Origin of the sequence: Kitasatospora sp. MAP5-34 (genome assembly GCF_029894335.1) — a bacterium.
In the GTDB taxonomy this organism is placed as follows: Bacteria; Actinomycetota; Actinomycetes; order Streptomycetales; family Streptomycetaceae; genus Kitasatospora.
The window spans coordinates 23,824-38,318 of the sequence record NZ_JARXZC010000024.1 but is presented as its reverse complement, the minus strand read 5'-3'; the positions used below and the strand labels follow the sequence as shown (position 1 = coordinate 38,318).

Genomic DNA, 14,495 nt, shown 5'->3' with positions numbered 1-14,495 from the left:
GCGGTCTCAGCTCTGCGGAACCGGCTCGGTACGCAGGTGCCAGAGCGTCCGGCGGTGGTACGTCTCCAGTTCGCGCTGGAGCGCGGGCCTGGGCACGGCCAGCACCGGACAGGTGGCGTGCCGGAGGCAGTACCTCGCCACTGACGGCAGCAGCCACCTCCCCCGGCCGGCGCCGATGACCAGCGTGTCGTCAGGACGGTCCGCGGTGCCCACCAGGGCGTAACCCGTGTCACCCCGAACCACCTGGGAGATGATCCGCACGCCGATCCCCGCACCGGCGAACGCTTCGTCGAGCGCCGTCCGCAGCCGCCCCACAGCGGCGTCACGGGCGGCGGCGAGCAGCGGCGGACAGGGTGACCGGCGGTAGCCGAGCTCACCGCCGGGAGGCGCCCAGGCGAGTACGGCGAGCACCTCGGCATCCGTACGGGCCGCCTCCGCGACCGCGCGGTGCAGCGCGGCCAGGCTGCCCAGCGACCCACTGACGCCGACCACGATGCGCCGACCCACCGGCGCCCCACCGTCGTACCCCAACTCCCGGCCCTGGCCCATCTCCGCCCTTTCGCTGCATGCTCGACACCCACAGTCGACCAGCACCCGGGCTGCGGCGCGGACCCCTTGACGGACCCCTGACGGGCCGAAGGGCGATCCCTACACATCCCTGACGAACGGGCGGATCACGGGGGTGGGGGAAGCGGGGGAAGGCGGCCGGTGTCCCGGCCCCGCAGGACGCACGCCGCAGAACGAAGAACGGCCCTGAACCACGTTTCCGCAGTTCAGGGCCGTTCCGTCAACCAGTGGCTGGTGTAGGGTTCGAACCTACGTAGGCTGAGCCGGCAGATTTACAGTCTGCTCCCTTTGGCCACTCGGGCAACCAGCCAGGGATGATGTCTCGCGGGGCGCTGCCCCGTTCGACTGGGTAAACCTTACCTGATGCAGGGGGGTGCTCCGCCACTCGATTGGTTACGTGGCGATCAAGGGCAGGGCGTGGCCGACGGGGGCGAGAGCGGGTCGCGCTGGATAGGCTGGGGCGGCGCCGGTCCCGCGCGGGCGGGCGCTGACAGTGACGCCAGAGCATCAAGGAGACCAACACACCATGGCCGACTCCAGTTTCGACATCGTCTCGAAGGTCGAGTGGCAGGAGGTCGACAACGCGATCAACCAGACCGCCCGTGAGATCGCCACTCGCTTCGACTTCAAGAACGTCGGCGGCGAGATCAAGCGGTCGGGCGAGAAGATCGAGATGAAGGCCAACGGCGAGGAGCGCGTCAAGGCGATCCTCGACGTACTGAAGGACAAGTTCATCAAGCGCGGCCTGTCGCTGAAGGCGATGGAGGCGGGCGAGCCGCAGCTGTCCGGCAAGGAGTACAAGATCTCCGCGGACATCAAGGAGGGCATCACCCAGGACGATGCCAAGAAGGTCGCGAAGATCATCCGCGATGAGGGCCCGAAGGGTGTCAAGGCACAGGTCCAGGGCGACGAGCTGCGCGTCAGCTCGAAGAGCCGGGACGACCTGCAGACCATCCAGGCCCTGCTGAAGGGCAAGGACCTGGAGTTCGCGATCCAGTTCGTCAACTACCGCTAGAGCAGGGCTCCGACCTGCGAAAGCGCTAGCCGGGATCGGCGCTCACCGCAGGGACGGCACCGCTCCGCCCGGCGATCCGAACCAGCGCTGTCTGTTCGCGAGAGCCGACGGAGTGGGACTTTCCCACCAGCAGAGCCGTCAGGCCCGGACCGTACGCGCACGGTCCGGGCCTGACGGCTCTGGCTACGCTCCGGCGAGGCTCGTCGCGGTCGCGGTCGTCGCGGCGACCGCGTCGAGGGAGAGCGGTCCGACCAGCTTCTTCACGGTGGCCGGGTCCGGCTTGGCCGCAGTCGCGGCGGCGGTCAGGTCGCCGACGTCCTTCTGCACCTTGGCCAGCGCATCGGCCGGGCTCAGCACGGCCGGGACCGGCAGATCACCGGGCACCGCTCGTACGGGACCGCCGAGCGGCAGCGGCGGCAGCGGCGGCGCACCCGGCACCGAAGGCGCGCCCGGGACGGGCGGCAGCGCCGGAACGCCCGGCAGTTTGGCGAGCAGGTCCTTCACAGCGGCCTGCAGATCGGACACCAGCTTCTGCAGCGCCGCCGGGTCGGGCGTGCCCGAGGCGGGAATGGCCGTGGAGACCAGGCCGGTGACGAGTTTGAGGACCCCGCCGAGTGCACCGAGCACGTCGAGGCTCTTGGTCGGGTCGGGAACGGCGGGGAGAGCAGGGACGGCGGGGACGGAAGGCAGCGCGGGGACGCCGGGGAGTGCCGCCGCCGGCCTTGCGGCGGAGGCGGGCGCAGCGGCGGGCACGGCGACGGGGGCGGAGCGGATGACGGTGGTCGCGGTCGCGGCATCGGCCGCGCTGGCGACGTTGACGGACACCGCGGTGACTGTGGTGAGCCCAAGAGCTGCAGCCAGCGCGGCGGCCGTCCAGGTGGCACGCATGAGTTGCGTTTCCTTTCCGTGAAGTTCAGGCATTCGCCTGAACTTCACGCTGAGCCACCTGGGCCACCCCGGCCACCTCTCGTACGCCGAATGGTGCCGGGCCCGGCGCGAGGCGGGCCCCGGACCGGGCCCGGGAGGAGGCGCGGCCTACTCGATCACCCAGTCCTCCAGGTGACGGTGGCGCATGAGCCCGACCGCCTCGAACTCGTCGCCCCTGGGCGGCTTCTGTGCCCCGAGCCGGTGCAGCGCCTGCGAGATCGGGCTGCTTCCGCGCACCGACGGATGGCCGGGGCCGCAGCCGAGTGGTCCGAGGTCGATCTTCCCGTCGATCCACACCGCCGCGTGCTGGGTGCCGTGACCACCGGAGTAGTCGGCCTCGACGTAGGCGATGGGTCCGGCCTGCGACCAGGCCCCGAGGCGACGACCGAAGCCGCCGGGGAAGAACGCGAAGCCCGGCTCGACACCACCCCCGTCGTAGTGCAGGGCGTCGAAGAGCCGCTCCGTCATCGGAATCAGCGCGAGCCCCTGTTCCAGCTGCGCGACCTGCGCCACCGGGACTTCGGCCGCCACCACCTTGAGCAGGTCGACGGCGGCGATGAGAGCCCTCAGTTCGTATGACATTCAGTCATTCTGTGCCACCCGGCACATGCCAGTCACGAAGTTATTCGAACTCACTATCCAATAAGGAAGATTGGGGTCGGTTGTGGGCCCACCGACCGCCGGCGGCAGACTGGAACGATGACGACTCCGTTCCGACCCACCCCCGAGCAACTCGCAGCCGCCAAGGACGCCGTGATCCCCGACGTGTCGGCGCCCGGGCTGCGGGTGCTGTTCTGCGGGATCAACCCCGGGCTCTGGTCGGGCGCCACCGGCCGGCACTTCGCGCGGCCCGGCAACCGCTTCTGGCCCGCGCTGCACCGCTCCGGATTCACCCCGCGCGAACTCCGCCCGGACGAGCAGGAGGAGCTGCTCACCCTGGGCCTGGGCATCACCAACGTCGTCGCCCGCACCACCGCCAAGGCGGACGAACTGACGGCCGAGGAGTACCGCCGGGGCGGGGCCGCACTGCTGGATCGGGTCGGTACGCTGCGCCCCAACACCCTTGCGGTACTGGGGATCGGCGCGTACCGGACGGCCTTCGGCCGGCCGCGTGCGACAGTTGGCCGGCAGCCGGACGGGATCGGTGACACCGAGGTCTGGGTGCTGCCCAACCCCAGTGGCCTGAACGCCCATTACACGCTGGACGGCCTCGCGGCGGAGTTCGAGCGCCTGCGCGAGGCCGTGCAGGGATCTTGAGGCCGTGCAGGGACCTGAGGTCGTGCAGGCGCCCGGCACCCCGCGATTCCCTAGGCCCGCACCGGCTCAAGGCCCGGCGGCAGCGCGGCCGACCGCAGTTCGCGGATGAGGGCCCGGACGCCGACGGTCCGAACCAGGGCGGGCGTGGTGACGTACCCGACCAGCCGGGTGGGCGCCTGCGGGCCGAGGTCGGTGACGGCGACCCCGGCGGGTGCGCCGATCAGGGCCGACCGGGGCACGATCGACATGCCGAGCCCCTGCGCCACCATCGAGAGCGTCGCGATGTCGTCCTCGACGTTCACCCTGGCGGCCGGGATCCAGTCCTGCCTGGACCACCAATCCCTGGTGTAGGAATCGCAGTTCTCGTCCCAGTCGACCAGGGGCAGACTGTGCGGCCGGGGGTGCCCGGCCGGGTGCACCAGCGCGTACGACTCCTCGAACAGCCGGCCGCCGAGCAGGCCGGGGGCGGTGGGCCTGGAGCTGTCGAAGGTGGCGATGCCGAGGTCGGCGCGGCCGTCCGCCACCTCGCCCGCCGTACCCCGGCCGATCTCGCGGACGATCCGGACCTGCGGGACGAGCCCTGGATGGCAGGTGGTGAGCCGGGCGAGCACGGCGGGCAGCACATGGGCGGCGGCGCTGCGAAAGGCGGCGATCCGCAGCGTCCCGGTGACCGTGCCGGATTCGGCTCCGCGTGCTTCGGCGGACAGCGTCGTCAACAGGTGCAGGATGTGCCGGGCGTGCACCACCGCCCGGGCGCCGGCCGGGGTGGCACGCGCGCCGTGCCGTCCCCGTTCGAAGAGCAGCACGCCGATCTTGCGCTCGCAGGTGCGGACCGCGTGCGAGACGGCGGACTGGGACATGCCGAGGGCCTCCGCAGCGGCCGTGAAGCTCTGCTCGCGGTCGACGGCGACAAGAATCCGCAGCTCGTGCGGGGCGAGGTCGGTCACTCCGGCAACCTACCCCGTTCCATGAGCGGCGTGCATGGAAGGTGCCCGTTCCATCGACCGGAGCCCCTGCCCGGGTCCCGGCGGCGACCGTACGGTGATCACACCCCGCCGGAAACACCCCCTTCAAGGAGCCAGAGGCATGACCAGCGCCGCAAGGTTCGTCCAGCAGGTGTCCCGCCCCCAGGGCGCGCCCACCGCCGGGAACTTCGCTTTCGTCGAGGCCCCCGTGCCGACCCCGGAGCCGGGCACGGCACTGGTCGAGAACATCTACCTCTCCGTCGACCCGTACATGCGCGAGGCGATGGACGAGGGCCACTGGGAGCTCGGCACCCCGCTGGAGGGCCGCTCCATCGGGCGGGTCATCGACTCCCGTACCCCCGAACTCGCCGTCGGCGAGCTGGTGTTCCACCGGTACGCCTGGCGGACGCACGCGGTGGTGCGGCCGTCGGAGGCACGGGTGCTGCCCCCGCTGACGGACATCCCGCTCAGCGCGTACCTGGGTGTGCTCGGCGGCACCGGGCTCACCGCGTACGTCGGTCTGACCCGGATCGCCCGGGTGCAGCCCGGTGAGAGCGTCTTCATCTCGGCCGCCGCCGGGGGCGTGGGCAGCGCGGCCGGCCAGATCGCCCGGCTGCTGGGCGCGGACCGGATCATCGGCAGCGCGGGATCGGCCGCCAAGGTGAAGCACCTGACCGAGCGGCTCGGCTTCGACGCCGCCTTCGACTACCACGACGGCCCGGTGGCCGAACTCCTGGGCCGGGCAGCCCCGGAGGGGATCGACGTGTACTTCGACAACGTCGGCGGCGAGCACCTGGAGGGCGCCATCGACGCCCTGCGCGAGTACGGGCGGATCGCCTGGTGCGGCGCGGTCTCCCAGTACAACAGCGGCGAACCGTCCGCCGCGCCGCGCAACCTGTACGACGTGGTCTGCAAGAGCCTGCGCCTGGAGGGGTTCCTGGTCCGCAACTACCGTTCCGTGCAGGACGAGTTGGAAGGATTCCTGGTACCGCACCTGCGCTCGGGGCAGGTGCTCGTGGACGAGACGGTGGTCGAGGGCTTCGACCGCGTGGTCGACGCGTTCACCGGCATGCTGCGCGGGGAGAACACCGGCAAGATGATCGTCCAGGTCTCCGAGGCACCCTAGGGCCCAGTCGCCGCCAGGGTCCCGTCAGCGGGTGTGGCGGAACCGCGCCGCGTACGCCGACGGCGGGACGCCGAGGTGCTTGAGGAAGGCGCGTCGCAGCGTCTCGTCGCTCCCCGTCCCCGAACGGCGGGCCGCGCCCGCCACCGACTCCCCCGCCTCCAGCAGGCCGCGCGCCGCCTCCAGCCGTACCAGCTCGACGTAGGCCGACGGCGTGGTGTCCAGCTCCGCGCGGAAGATCCGGGCCAGCTGGCGCGCGCTCAGCCCGGCCCGGGCGGCGAGCGCCGCAGCCGAGTGGTCGCCCGCCGGGTCTCCGGCGACGGCGTCGAGGACGGCCCGCAGGGCGTCGTGGCGCGGGCGCGGCGTCCGGGCTCGTACCGAGAACTGCGACTGCCCGCCGGGGCGTTGCATGAAGACCACCAGGTCGCGGGCCACCTCGCGGGCGGCGTCCGGACCGAGATCGTCCTCGACCAGGGCGAGCGCGAGGTCGATCCCGGCGCTGACACCCGCCGAGGTCAGCACCCGGCCGTCGCGGACGTAGATGGAGTCCGGTTCGACGGTGACCTTCGGGTACCGGCGGCCCAGCTCCGCCGCGTACCGCCAGTGCGTGGTCGCCCGGCGCCCGTCCAGCAGCCCGAGTTCGGCGAGGACGAAGGCACCCGTACAGATGGACGCGACCCGGCCCGCCGAGGCCGTCAGCCCGGCGGCCGCAGCCAGCAGCCCGTCCGGCGCGTCGGCCGGAGCCGTCGGCGAGCCTGGCACGACCACGGTGTCCGCGCGGACGACGCCGGCGTCGGCCGTCACCACCAGCTCCGTCACGGCCAGGCCGGTCCCGGTCACGGCCGTGACGGGCCGCCCGCCCGGGGAGCACAGGACGACGTCGTACGCACCGGTGGTCCCGAACACCTCCAGCGGCGCGGCCACATCCAGCAGCCTGACGCCGTCGTACGCGAGCACGGCGACAGTGCGCCGGGGTTCGGCGGGCCTCCGCTCAGTGGTCATCCACCGAGCATACGGCCGGTCGGTGTCCGAATCTGTGGAGAAGCCGTCCTGAGGGACATGGCAGCGGCCGGAGCCGAGCTGCAAAGGTCGAGGGACCCCAACTCGTACGGAGAGAGCAATGAACCAGAGGCCACCCCTGCCCCCCTTCACCACCGAGACCGCTCTGCTCAAGGTGCAGGCCGCCGAGGACGCCTGGAACACCCGCGACCCCGAACTCGTCTCACTCGCCTACACCGAGGACTGCGAGTGGCGGAACCGGGACGTCTTCCTGCACGGCCGCGAGCAGGTCGTCGCCTTCCTGCGCAGCAAGTGGGAACGGGAGCTGGACTACCGCCTCCGCAAGGAACTGTGGGCGCACACCGACAACCGGATCTCCGTGCGCTTCGAGTACGAGTGGCACGACGCGGCCGGCCAGTGGTGGCGCAGCTACGGCAACGAGCAGTGGGAGTTCGACCCGAACGGCCTGATGGCCCGCCGCTACGCCGCCATCAACGACCTGCGGATCGACGCCGCCGAGCGACGCCTCGGCGGCCAGGCCCTGGCCGGAGCAGGGGAGGACGAGGGGATTCATCACCCCGCCCGCTGACTCAACGGCCGCCGAACCGCTCGTCCGTGGAGACGATCTCGCGGCCGAGCGGCATCAGTGAGACCGGGATCATCTTCAGGTTCGCCCAGCCGAACGGGATCCCGATGATCGACAGGAACAGCGGGATGCTGGTCGCGATGTGCGCGAGCGCCAGCCACCAGCCGGCGAACACCAGCCAGATCACGTTGCCGATGCACGACGCCGCCCCGGCGTCCGGCCGCTCCACCGTGGTCCTGCCGAACGGCCAGAGGACGTAGCCCGCCAGGCGAAACGAAGCAATGCCAAATGGAATCGTGATGATCAGAATGCAGCAGACGATGCCCGCAATGGCGTAGGCGATGGCCATCCAGATCCCGCAGAAGACCAACCAGAGGACGTTGAGTATCAATTCGATAATCTTCATACCTTCACCCTTCCACGGGGTTCTCCACACCCCCACTCCACTTACCCGCTCCGGTACTCCCGTAACGCGACCGGCCACCGCCGGCCGCCCGCCCGGAGCGGACGGGCGGCTCAGCCGCCGTAGCCGGCCATCCGCTCCAGGCGGGCGATGCGCTCCGCCATCGGGGGGTGGGTGGAGAAGAGTCGCGAACCCGCCTCGCCCGGGCGGAAGGGGCTGGCGATCATCATGTGGCTGGCGGTCTGGAGCTGCGGCTCGGGGGGCAGCGGGAGTCGCCGGGTGCCGGCCTCCAGCTTGCGCAGGGCGCTGGCGAGGGCCAGCGGATCCCCGGTGATCCTGGCTCCGTCGGCGTCGGCCTGGTACTCGCGGGAGCGGCTGACGGCCAGCTGGATCAGGCTGGCGGCGAGCGGGCCGAGGATCATGATGGCGAGTAGGCCGAAGAGGCCGGGGCCGTCCTCGTCCTCGCTGCGGCCGAACGGGATCAGCCAGGCGAAGTTCACCAGGAACATGATCACTGCGGCCAGCGCGCCCGCCACCGAGGAGATCAGGATGTCCCGGTTGTAGACGTGGCTCAGCTCATGGCCGAGCACGCCGCGCAGCTCGCGCTCGTCCAGCAGCTGCAGGATGCCGTCGGTGCAGCAGACGGCGGCGTTGCGGGGGTTGCGCCCGGTGGCGAAGGCGTTCGGGGCCGGGGTGGGCGAGAGGTACAGGCGGGGCATCGGCTGGCGGGCCGAGGTGGAGAGCTCGCGGACGATCCGGTACAGGCGGGGGGCCTCGATCTCGCTCACCGGCCGGGCCCGCATCGCGCGCAGCGCGAGCTTGTCGCTGTTCCAGTACGCGTACCCGTTGGTGCCGAGCGCGACCAGTAGGGCCAGCAGCAGACCGGTACGGCCGAAGAAGCTGCCGATCACCAGGATCAGTGCCGACAGGCCGCCGATCAGCGCGGCCGTCCTCAACCCGTTGTGCTGGCGGTGCACGGCAGGCCCTCCAAGTGGTGCGGTGGGAAGCCTTCTCTTCTCATCCCTCTGCCGAGATCAACGGCGGGATGAGCCGTCTTCGTTCCCTCACCGCCCGGAGGGGCCCGGCCGCAGCTCAGAACAGAGTGCCGCTGACCACCTGAAGGACCAGTTGCGGAGCCACCGACAGGACCACCGCGACGGACGCGGTGAGGGCGAGCGTGGCGGTCAGTCCGGCGGGGGTACGGCGCTGTTCGAGCCCGGCGGCCTCGGCCGGTGCGAAGAGCTTCGCCGTCCAGGTGAGGTAGTAGTACAGCGCGATGACCACGTTGGCGGCCATGATCACGGCCAGCCAGCCGAGCCCGGCGTCGACGGCGGCGCGGAAGACCACGACCTTGCCGAAGAGCCCGATCACGCCCGGGGGCAGCCCGGCCAGGCAGAGCAGGAAGAAGGCCAGCGCCAGCGCCGTCCAACGGCGGCGGGCGAACAGGCCACGGAAGTCGTCGAGCCGGGCGGCCGGGGCGGTGCGGGCGACGGCGGAGACCACCGCGAAGGCGCCCAGGTTCACCACGCCGTAGATCAGCGCGTACGCGACGGTGGCGCCGATCGGCGCGGTGGCCCTGGTGGCCCCGGCGGCGGCCAGCGGGACGAGCAGGTAGCCCGCCTGGCTGACGGAGGACCAGGCCAGCAGCCGGACGGCGCTGTGCCGGGTGTCGGCGCGCTGGCGCAGGGCGGCGACGTTGCCCACCGTCATGGTCAGTGCGGCGAGCACGCCCAGGGCGAGGCCCCAGGTGTGGCCGTACTGGTGGAAGGCGATGGTGGTGACCAGGGCCAGACCGGCCAGACCGGCCGCCTTGCTGACCACCGAGAGGTAGCCCGCGATCGGGATCGGGGAGCCGGTGTAGGTGTCCGGCAGCCAGAAGTGGAACGGGACGGCGGCCACCTTGAACGCGAAGCCGACCAGGGTGAGCGCGGCGCCGGCCTCGGCCAGCGGCTTCAGCTGGGCGGGCAGGTGGGTCAGACCGTCGGCGATCGCGGTCAGGTGCAGGCTGCCGGTGGCGGCGTAGACGAAGCTGACCCCGAGCAGCATCACGGCGGTGGCGGTCACGGAGGACAGGAAGAACTTGAGCGCCGCCTCGGCCCCCCGCCCGTCCCGACGCAGGGCGACCAGCGCGAACGCGGGCAGCGAGACGACCTCCAGCGCGATGATCAGCGTCGCCAGGTCGCGGGCGGCGGGCAGCAGGGCGGCGCCGGTCGCGCTGCTGAGCAGCAGGAACCAGTACTCGCCGCCCGGCAGCTCCTCCTCGTCCACGGTGTGGATCGAGATCAGCGCGGTGATCAGCGCGCCGCCGAGCGCGAGCAGCTGGAAGACCAGCGCGAAGTGGTCGGCGACGTACGAGCAGGGAGCGTTGTCAGTGGCTCCTGTTACGTTCTGCAAGCAGAAGGTCGACCGAGTGTTACCGCGCGCCAGAGGGAGGAGTGCGATGAGAGCGAGGGCGAGCCCGCCCGCCGTGAGCCAACCGAGCGCCTTCTTCCGGCCGGCCGGGAGGAAGAGGTCGGCGAGCAGTACGGCGAGCGCGGCCACGGCCGCGATCAGCGGCGGGGCGACGGCCACCCAGTCGACGGACTGGATCAGGCTGCCCGGGTCGACGACGGCGAGAGGTGTCATGGCGGGCTGCCCCAGAAGCTCGTGCGGACCAAGTACGGAGCTGTGCATGTTCAGCCACCCCCGAGGAGGTGCTTGACGGCCGGGTCGGACAGTCCGAGCAGCAGTGCGGGCCAGAGCCCGGCGAGCAGCGTGAGCGCGGCGAGCGGCGTCCAGCTGACGGCCTCGTACGGGCGCATGTCGGGGACGTCCGCGAGCGCGGGCTGCTTCGGGTCGCCCATGCAGACGCGCTTCACGACGAGCAGCAGGTACGCGGCGGTGAGGAGGGTGCCCAGGCCGGCGATCACCATGTAGGTCACGAAGGCGGGCCGGGAGAGCCCGGCGGCCGGGTCGAACGCGCCGAACATCGCGAGCACCTCGCCCCAGAAGCCCGCCAGCCCGGGGAGCCCGAGGCTGGCGACGGCGGCGAAGGCGAGCAGCGCGCCGATGCGTGGCGCCCGTCCGTAGAGGGCTGCCCCGGTGGCACCCGCGAGGGTGTCGAGGTCGGCCGTGCCGTAGCGGTCCTTCAGCGCGCCGACCAGGAAGAAGAGCAGACCGGTGATCAGGCCGTGGGCGATGTTGGCGAACAGTGCGCCGTTGACGCCCACCGGGGTGAGGGAGGCGATGCCCAGCAGCACGAAGCCCATGTGGCCGACGGAGGAGAAGGCGATCAGACGCTTCAGGTCGCCCTTGGCACCGGGCCGCACGAGCGCGAGACAGGCCAGCGCACCGTAGACGACGCCGACGGCGGCAAGCGCCCCCAGGTAGGGGGCGAGAGTCGCCGTGCCGCCGGGCACGATCGGGAGGAGGACACGGACCAGGCCGTACGTACCCATCTTGAGCAGCACACCGGCGAGCAGCACCGAGCCGACGGTGGGGGCCGACGTGTGCGCGTCCGGGAGCCAGCTGTGCAGCGGCCAGGCAGGGGCCTTCACCGCGAGACCGAGGCCGATGCACAGGGCGGCGATGACCTGGGTGGGGTGGCTCAGCCCGTGGCCGTGGGCGGCGGCGAGCTGCGTCATGTCGAAGGTGCCGGCCTTGCTGCCGATCAGCAGGAAGCCGAGCAGCATCACGGCGGAGCCGAGCAGGGTGTAGAGGATGAAGCGGTTGGCGGCGGGCACCTTCTGCCCGCTCCCCCAACGGGCGATCAGGAAGTACATCGGGATCAGCACGATCTCGAAGGCCAGGAAGAACAGCACCAGGTCGAGCACCGCGAAGGTGGCCAGCATGCCGACTTCGAGCAGCAGCAGCAGGCCGACGAAGGCGCGCGCACTCGGCACCCCCGGGCCGTCCGGCAGGCGCTTGGTCGAGTACACCGCGCAGAGGAAGGTGAGCAGCGCGGTGAGCACGATCAGCGGTAGCGAGATGCCGTCCACGCCGAGGTGCAGGCGGACGCCGACGGCCGGGATCCAGCTCACGTCGGTGACGGCCTGCATCCTGGCCGGCCGGCCGTGGTCGAACCCGGCCGCGAGCGCGATGGTCAGCAGCAGTACGAGACCGGTGACCGCCGTGCCGAGGCGCAGCGCGCGTCGGTCGGCGGCCTCGGGGTCGGTGCCGAAGGGCGCGAGGGTGAGGGCGGCGCCGGCCAGCGGCAGCAGCAGGAGGGCGATGAGGACTACGTTCATCGGGGGCTCCAAGTGGGTGCTGCGGTGGACAGGCTGATGCGGGTCGAGGTCATGTGCCGACCGCCACCAGGACGGTGAGCAGCACGACCCCGGCGAGCAGGGCGCTCAGGTAGGCCTGGGCGTTCCCGTTCTGGGCCCGCCGGACGACCCAGCCGAGCATCCTGGGCGCCGTCCCCGCGCCGCGTACGTAGGTCTCGACGACCTCGCGGTCGAGGAAGCGGACGAGCCGCGCGGCGGCGACGGTCGGGCCGACGAAGGCCGCGCTGTAGAGCCGGTCGACGAAGAAGCCGTGCTGGGCGGGCCGGAAGAGCGGGCCGAGCAGGATGCGGCCCGGGTCGGCCGGGATCGTCTCGACGGCGGGCGGTCCGGCCTGCTCGGGCACCCGGTCGGCAGCAGCCGGCCAGGTGACGGCCGCCGCGCGGGCGGTGGCCGAGCGCCAGGCGGCGTACGAGATCAGCACACCCGCCAGGGCGAGGCCGGTGCCGATCACGGCGGTGGCGGCCGAGGGGCGCAGCGAGCCGCCGTCCAGCAGGGCGGGCAGCCAGTTGCTGCGCAGGCCCGCGATGCCGAAGCCCATGGTGGGGACGGCGAGCACCCAGAGCGGCCAGCGCATCGCGTGCGGCTCGGCCTGCGCCGGGTCCGCCTCGTCGATCTCGGGCGAGTACGGCACGCCCTCCGCAGTGGCGGGGGCGGCCGACGGGCCGTGGAAGGCGACCAGCCAGAGCCGGGTGGCGTACGCCGCCGTGAGCAGCGCGGTGGCGGAGGCCGAGATCAGCACGATCCACCCGGCGGCCGAGGGCACCGCCGAGGCGGGGCCGAGCCCGTTGGTGAGCGCCTCGCCGTTGGCGGCGTGCTCGGCCGCGCCGAGCACCGCCTCCTTGCTGAAGAAGCCCGAGAACGGCGGCAGGCCGATCAGGGCGGCCAGGCCGATCGCCAGCGTCCAGTAGGCGTCCGGGACGCGCTTGCGCAGCCCCGGCATCCGGGACATCGCGGAGATCGAGTTGGTGTGCGCGGCGTGGATCACCACACCGGCGGTCAGGAAGAGCAGCGCCTTGAACGCGCCGTGGCTGACCAGGTGGAAGACGGCCGCGTCCCGGTCGCCGCTGGCCAGTGCGCCCGCCATGTAGCCGAGCTGGCCGACCGTCGAGTACGCGAGCACCCGCTTGAGGTCGTCCTGCGCGAGCGCGCACAGCGCGGAGCCGACCATCGTCACGGCGGCCATCACCGACAGCACCACCAGCGCGGCGCCGGAGAGCAGGAAGACCGGCAGCAGCCTGGCCACCAGGTAGATACCGGCGGCGACCATGGTGGCGGCGTGGATCAGCGCGGAGACCGGCGTCGGACCGGCCATCGCGTCGGGCAGCCAGGTGTGCAGCGGGAACTGCGCGCTCTTGCCCGCGACTCCGGCGAGCAGCAGCAGCGCGATCAGCGTCGGGTGCCCGAGCCGCCCGTCGGCGGCGGCGGTCAGCACGTCGGTGATCCGGAAGCTCTTGGCGTCCGTGCCGAGCAGGAAGATCCCGAACAGGAAGGGGATGTCGCCGAGCTTGGTGACCAGGAAGGCCTTGAGCGAGGCGGAGCGCGCGTCGGCGGTCTCCCAGTGGTGCCCGATCAGGAAGTACGAGCAGATGCCCATGATCTCCCAGCCGACCAGCAGCACGATCAGGTCGCCCGAGTACACGACCAGGAACATCGCCGCCGTGAAGAGCGAGACCAGCGCCGCGTAGGAGGGGTAGCGCGGGTCGTCCTTCAGGTAAGCCGTCGAGTAGACCTGGACGCAGGTGGCGACCAGGCCGACCAGCACCGAGATCAGCGAGCTGAAGCCGTCCAGGTGGAGGGCGAGCGAGACGTCGGGGCCGCCGGTGGGGGTGAGCCGGGTGGCGGCGTCCAGGCTGTGGCCGGTGCCGAGCTGCAGCGCGACGACCAGCGCGAGCACGGCGGAGGCGGCGACCGGGAGGATCGCCAGCGGCCGGGCGAAGCCGGGGGCCCGCTTGCCGGTGGCGAGGGTGGCGGCCGCGCCGAGCGCGGGCAGCACGGGGACGAGGACGGGGAGGGCGAGGTTCATGCGACGGCCTGGCCCTTCAGGACGGTGTCGGCCTCAGCGTCCTCGGCGTCCTCGGACGGGTCGCCGAGCGCGGTGAGGCGGTCGATGTCGGCCGTGCCCCTGGTCCGGAAGACCAGCAGGACGATGGCCAGCCCGAGACCGATCTCGGCGGCGGCGACGGTGATGGTGAACAGGGTGAGCGCCTGCCCGGCGTGCAGCGCGTCGCGCAGCCAGGCGTCGAAGGCGACCAGGTTGAGGTTGACGGCGTTGAGCATCAGCTCGACGGACATCAGCACCAGCACGGTGTTGCGCCGGGCGAGGACGCCGTAGACGCCGATGCTGAACAGCAGCGCGGCGAGGACGGCCGGGTAGACGAGATGCATCGG

15 protein-coding genes and 1 tRNA gene are annotated in these 14,495 nt (G+C 71.9%); 4 read left to right on the top strand and 12 right to left on the bottom strand.

The window, feature by feature from the left end:
* Positions 1-6 precede the first annotated feature (6 nt).
* Complete coding sequence (locus P3T29_RS20090; RefSeq protein ID WP_280717909.1) at positions 7-507, bottom strand: universal stress protein; 501 nt, start codon at positions 505-507, stop codon at positions 7-9.
* Positions 508-795: 288 nt separating this feature from the next.
* A tRNA-Tyr gene (locus P3T29_RS20085) sits at positions 796-877 on the bottom strand.
* Positions 878-1,093: 216 nt separating this feature from the next.
* On the opposite strand from P3T29_RS20085, the gene P3T29_RS20080 reads away from it, so the two are divergent.
* Positions 1,094-1,582, top strand: a complete 489-nt coding sequence (locus P3T29_RS20080; RefSeq protein WP_280717908.1) for a YajQ family cyclic di-GMP-binding protein — start codon at positions 1,094-1,096, stop codon at positions 1,580-1,582.
* A gap of 183 nt (positions 1,583-1,765) precedes the next feature.
* Here the strand turns inward: P3T29_RS20080 and P3T29_RS20075 are convergent, their stop codons facing one another.
* Both P3T29_RS20075 and P3T29_RS20070 read right to left on the bottom strand, forming a co-directional pair.
* Positions 1,766-2,470, bottom strand: a complete 705-nt coding sequence (locus P3T29_RS20075; protein ID WP_280717907.1) for a hypothetical protein — start codon at positions 2,468-2,470, stop codon at positions 1,766-1,768.
* 147 nt (positions 2,471-2,617) lie between these two features.
* Positions 2,618-3,091, bottom strand: coding sequence for a hypothetical protein (locus P3T29_RS20070; RefSeq protein WP_280717906.1), 474 nt, complete (start codon positions 3,089-3,091; stop codon positions 2,618-2,620).
* Positions 3,092-3,208: 117 nt separating this feature from the next.
* Between P3T29_RS20070 and mug the strand changes: the two genes are divergently transcribed.
* The gene (mug, locus tag P3T29_RS20065) at positions 3,209-3,766 is read left to right on the top strand and encodes a G/U mismatch-specific DNA glycosylase (protein WP_280717905.1); all 558 of its coding nucleotides are present in this window, start codon (positions 3,209-3,211) and stop codon (positions 3,764-3,766) included.
* Positions 3,767-3,816: 50 nt separating this feature from the next.
* Here the strand turns inward: mug and P3T29_RS20060 are convergent, their stop codons facing one another.
* On the bottom strand, positions 3,817-4,713 hold the full coding sequence (locus tag P3T29_RS20060) for a LysR family transcriptional regulator (RefSeq protein ID WP_280717904.1): 897 nt from the start codon (positions 4,711-4,713) through the stop codon (positions 3,817-3,819).
* 139 nt (positions 4,714-4,852) lie between these two features.
* Here P3T29_RS20060 and P3T29_RS20055 point away from each other — a divergent pair, with 139 nt between their 5' ends.
* Entirely contained in the window at positions 4,853-5,857 is a 1,005-nt protein-coding gene (locus P3T29_RS20055) for an NADP-dependent oxidoreductase (protein ID WP_280717903.1), read from the top strand.
* Positions 5,858-5,881: 24 nt separating this feature from the next.
* On the opposite strand, the gene P3T29_RS20050 is transcribed toward P3T29_RS20055, so the two are convergent.
* On the bottom strand, positions 5,882-6,856 hold the full coding sequence (locus P3T29_RS20050) for a DJ-1/PfpI family protein (protein WP_280717902.1): 975 nt from the start codon (positions 6,854-6,856) through the stop codon (positions 5,882-5,884).
* A 118-nt stretch (positions 6,857-6,974) separates the two neighbouring features.
* Between P3T29_RS20050 and P3T29_RS20045 the strand changes: the two genes are divergently transcribed.
* Positions 6,975-7,442, top strand: a complete 468-nt coding sequence (locus P3T29_RS20045) for a nuclear transport factor 2 family protein (protein ID WP_280717901.1) — start codon at positions 6,975-6,977, stop codon at positions 7,440-7,442.
* Between the two features lies 1 nt (position 7,443).
* On the opposite strand, the gene P3T29_RS20040 is transcribed toward P3T29_RS20045, so the two are convergent.
* The 6 genes from P3T29_RS20040 to nuoK form a co-directional block, all read right to left on the bottom strand.
* Positions 7,444-7,845: a YccF domain-containing protein gene (locus tag P3T29_RS20040; protein WP_280717900.1), complete on the bottom strand. Its 402-nt coding sequence runs from the start codon at positions 7,843-7,845 to the stop codon at positions 7,444-7,446.
* A 110-nt stretch (positions 7,846-7,955) separates the two neighbouring features.
* Complete coding sequence (gene htpX / locus P3T29_RS20035; RefSeq protein ID WP_280717899.1) at positions 7,956-8,819, bottom strand: zinc metalloprotease HtpX; 864 nt, start codon at positions 8,817-8,819, stop codon at positions 7,956-7,958.
* Positions 8,820-8,934: 115 nt separating this feature from the next.
* On the bottom strand, positions 8,935-10,467 hold the full coding sequence (locus tag P3T29_RS20030; protein WP_280717898.1) for an NADH-quinone oxidoreductase subunit N: 1,533 nt from the start codon (positions 10,465-10,467) through the stop codon (positions 8,935-8,937).
* Between the two features lie 50 nt (positions 10,468-10,517).
* Complete coding sequence (locus P3T29_RS20025; RefSeq protein WP_280717897.1) at positions 10,518-12,068, bottom strand: NADH-quinone oxidoreductase subunit M; 1,551 nt, start codon at positions 12,066-12,068, stop codon at positions 10,518-10,520.
* 49 nt (positions 12,069-12,117) lie between these two features.
* On the bottom strand, positions 12,118-14,130 hold the full coding sequence (locus P3T29_RS20020) for an NADH-quinone oxidoreductase subunit L (protein WP_280717896.1): 2,013 nt from the start codon (positions 14,128-14,130) through the stop codon (positions 12,118-12,120).
* A complete protein-coding gene (nuoK, locus tag P3T29_RS20015) occupies positions 14,127-14,492 on the bottom strand; it encodes an NADH-quinone oxidoreductase subunit NuoK (protein WP_280717895.1) in 366 nt (121 codons plus the stop codon). Before nuoK ends, P3T29_RS20020 begins: the two co-directional genes overlap by 4 nt.
* Positions 14,493-14,495: the final 3 nt, after the last annotated feature.

Bases quoted from the DNA above. Each gene is read 5' to 3' on its own strand.
- P3T29_RS20080 (WP_280717908.1), top strand. From the start codon at position 1,094: ATGGCCGACTCCAGTTTCGACATCGTCTCGAAGGTCGAGTGGCAGGAG.
- P3T29_RS20075 (WP_280717907.1), bottom strand. From the start codon at position 2,470: ATGCGTGCCACCTGGACGGCCGCCGCGCTGGCTGCAGCTCTTGGGCTC.
- P3T29_RS20070 (WP_280717906.1), bottom strand. From the start codon at position 3,091: ATGTCATACGAACTGAGGGCTCTCATCGCCGCCGTCGACCTGCTCAAG.
- mug (WP_280717905.1), top strand. From the start codon at position 3,209: ATGACGACTCCGTTCCGACCCACCCCCGAGCAACTCGCAGCCGCCAAG.
- P3T29_RS20055 (WP_280717903.1), top strand. From the start codon at position 4,853: ATGACCAGCGCCGCAAGGTTCGTCCAGCAGGTGTCCCGCCCCCAGGGC.
- P3T29_RS20050 (WP_280717902.1), bottom strand. From the start codon at position 6,856: ATGACCACTGAGCGGAGGCCCGCCGAACCCCGGCGCACTGTCGCCGTG.
- P3T29_RS20045 (WP_280717901.1), top strand. From the start codon at position 6,975: ATGAACCAGAGGCCACCCCTGCCCCCCTTCACCACCGAGACCGCTCTG.
- P3T29_RS20040 (WP_280717900.1), bottom strand. From the start codon at position 7,845: ATGAAGATTATCGAATTGATACTCAACGTCCTCTGGTTGGTCTTCTGC.
- P3T29_RS20030 (WP_280717898.1), bottom strand. From the start codon at position 10,467: ATGACACCTCTCGCCGTCGTCGACCCGGGCAGCCTGATCCAGTCCGTC.
- P3T29_RS20025 (WP_280717897.1), bottom strand. From the start codon at position 12,068: ATGAACGTAGTCCTCATCGCCCTCCTGCTGCTGCCGCTGGCCGGCGCC.
- P3T29_RS20020 (WP_280717896.1), bottom strand. From the start codon at position 14,130: ATGAACCTCGCCCTCCCCGTCCTCGTCCCCGTGCTGCCCGCGCTCGGC.
- nuoK (WP_280717895.1), bottom strand. From the start codon at position 14,492: ATGCATCTCGTCTACCCGGCCGTCCTCGCCGCGCTGCTGTTCAGCATC.